This window comes from Bacillus sp. PS237 (assembly GCF_037963345.1).
Classification (GTDB): domain Bacteria; phylum Bacillota; class Bacilli; order Bacillales; family Bacillaceae; genus Bacillus; species Bacillus subtilis.
The window spans coordinates 95,001-97,500 of record NZ_CP150156.1; the positions used below are offsets into that span (position 1 = coordinate 95,001).

A 2,500-nucleotide genomic window follows, 5' to 3' on the forward strand; every position below is an offset into this window, starting at 1 on the left:
CAAGCAGAGGGTCGGCGGTTCGAGCCCGTCATCCTCCACCATTATGCCGGTGTAGCTCAATTGGTAGAGCAACTGACTTGTAATCAGTAGGTTGGGGGTTCAAGTCCTCTTGCCGGCACCACTTTTATATGATATAATACTCAAGTCTCTTGTAGAAGAGCCATTAGCTCAGTTGGTAGAGCATCTGACTTTTAATCAGAGGGTCGAAGGTTCGAGTCCTTCATGGCTCACCATTTTACGCGGGTGTGGCGGAATTGGCAGACGCGCTAGACTTAGGATCTAGTGTCTTTATGACGTGGGGGTTCAAGTCCCTTCACCCGCATTATATAGGATAACAGTTAGAAAAACTGGACATCCTGTCTGCGGAAGTAGTTCAGTGGTAGAACACCACCTTGCCAAGGTGGGGGTCGCGGGTTCGAATCCCGTCTTCCGCTCCAACTATACCATCCACGCCGGGGTGGTGGAATTGGCAGACACACAGGACTTAAAATCCTGCGGTAGGTGACTACCGTGCCGGTTCAAGTCCGGCCCTCGGCATTATGTTTTGCGCCCGTAGCTCAATTGGATAGAGCGTTTGACTACGGATCAAAAGGTTAGGGGTTCGACTCCTCTCGGGCGCGCCATATCTTTTAATAGAATAGATAGGAAATCGGGAAGTAGCTCAGCTTGGTAGAGCACATGGTTTGGGACCATGGGGTCGCAGGTTCGAATCCTGTCTTCCCGACCATTTTTTTATGGGGCCTTAGCTCAGCTGGGAGAGCGCCTGCTTTGCACGCAGGAGGTCAGCGGTTCGATCCCGCTAGGCTCCACCAAAAGTTTTTAAAAAAGTTGTTGACTTTGAAGAAGTGACGTTGTATACTAATAAAGTTGCTTTAACAAAGCGGACAAACAAAATGATCTTTGAAAACTAAACAAGACAAAACGTACCTGTTAATTCAGTTTTTAAAAATCGCACAGCGATGTGCGTAGTCAGTCAAACTACTTTATCGGAGAGTTTGATCCTGGCTCAGGACGAACGCTGGCGGCGTGCCTAATACATGCAAGTCGAGCGGACAGATGGGAGCTTGCTCCCTGATGTTAGCGGCGGACGGGTGAGTAACACGTGGGTAACCTGCCTGTAAGACTGGGATAACTCCGGGAAACCGGGGCTAATACCGGATGGTTGTTTGAACCGCATGGTTCAAACATAAAAGGTGGCTTCGGCTACCACTTACAGATGGACCCGCGGCGCATTAGCTAGTTGGTGAGGTAACGGCTCACCAAGGCAACGATGCGTAGCCGACCTGAGAGGGTGATCGGCCACACTGGGACTGAGACACGGCCCAGACTCCTACGGGAGGCAGCAGTAGGGAATCTTCCGCAATGGACGAAAGTCTGACGGAGCAACGCCGCGTGAGTGATGAAGGTTTTCGGATCGTAAAGCTCTGTTGTTAGGGAAGAACAAGTACCGTTCGAATAGGGCGGTACCTTGACGGTACCTAACCAGAAAGCCACGGCTAACTACGTGCCAGCAGCCGCGGTAATACGTAGGTGGCAAGCGTTGTCCGGAATTATTGGGCGTAAAGGGCTCGCAGGCGGTTTCTTAAGTCTGATGTGAAAGCCCCCGGCTCAACCGGGGAGGGTCATTGGAAACTGGGGAACTTGAGTGCAGAAGAGGAGAGTGGAATTCCACGTGTAGCGGTGAAATGCGTAGAGATGTGGAGGAACACCAGTGGCGAAGGCGACTCTCTGGTCTGTAACTGACGCTGAGGAGCGAAAGCGTGGGGAGCGAACAGGATTAGATACCCTGGTAGTCCACGCCGTAAACGATGAGTGCTAAGTGTTAGGGGGTTTCCGCCCCTTAGTGCTGCAGCTAACGCATTAAGCACTCCGCCTGGGGAGTACGGTCGCAAGACTGAAACTCAAAGGAATTGACGGGGGCCCGCACAAGCGGTGGAGCATGTGGTTTAATTCGAAGCAACGCGAAGAACCTTACCAGGTCTTGACATCCTCTGACAATCCTAGAGATAGGACGTCCCCTTCGGGGGCAGAGTGACAGGTGGTGCATGGTTGTCGTCAGCTCGTGTCGTGAGATGTTGGGTTAAGTCCCGCAACGAGCGCAACCCTTGATCTTAGTTGCCAGCATTCAGTTGGGCACTCTAAGGTGACTGCCGGTGACAAACCGGAGGAAGGTGGGGATGACGTCAAATCATCATGCCCCTTATGACCTGGGCTACACACGTGCTACAATGGACAGAACAAAGGGCAGCGAAACCGCGAGGTTAAGCCAATCCCACAAATCTGTTCTCAGTTCGGATCGCAGTCTGCAACTCGACTGCGTGAAGCTGGAATCGCTAGTAATCGCGGATCAGCATGCCGCGGTGAATACGTTCCCGGGCCTTGTACACACCGCCCGTCACACCACGAGAGTTTGTAACACCCGAAGTCGGTGAGGTAACCTTTTAGGAGCCAGCCGCCGAAGGTGGGACAGATGATTGGGGTGAAGTCGTAACAAGGTAGC

At 52.4% G+C, this 2,500-nt stretch carries 9 tRNA genes and 1 rRNA gene (2 of these 10 only partly in view); all 10 read left to right on the plus strand.

Features of this window, described 5'->3' with window-relative positions:
• Positions 1 to 41 (plus strand) — tRNA-Val (locus tag NST22_RS00500) (it extends 35 nt beyond the left edge of the window).
• Between the two features lie 4 nt (positions 42 to 45).
• Positions 46 to 121: transfer RNA gene (locus NST22_RS00505), tRNA-Thr, on the plus strand.
• Positions 122 to 157: 36 nt separating this feature from the next.
• Positions 158 to 233 (plus strand) — tRNA-Lys (locus tag NST22_RS00510).
• A gap of 6 nt (positions 234 to 239) precedes the next feature.
• Positions 240 to 322: transfer RNA gene (locus NST22_RS00515), tRNA-Leu, on the plus strand.
• A gap of 40 nt (positions 323 to 362) precedes the next feature.
• A tRNA-Gly gene (locus tag NST22_RS00520) sits at positions 363 to 437 on the plus strand.
• A gap of 14 nt (positions 438 to 451) precedes the next feature.
• Positions 452 to 537: transfer RNA gene (locus NST22_RS00525), tRNA-Leu, on the plus strand.
• Positions 538 to 546: 9 nt separating this feature from the next.
• Positions 547 to 623, plus strand: a tRNA-Arg gene (locus tag NST22_RS00530).
• Between the two features lie 27 nt (positions 624 to 650).
• Positions 651 to 727: transfer RNA gene (locus NST22_RS00535), tRNA-Pro, on the plus strand.
• Between the two features lie 9 nt (positions 728 to 736).
• Positions 737 to 812: transfer RNA gene (locus NST22_RS00540), tRNA-Ala, on the plus strand.
• Positions 813 to 983: 171 nt separating this feature from the next.
• Positions 984 to 2,500 (plus strand): 16S ribosomal RNA (locus NST22_RS00545); it runs 33 nt beyond the window's last position.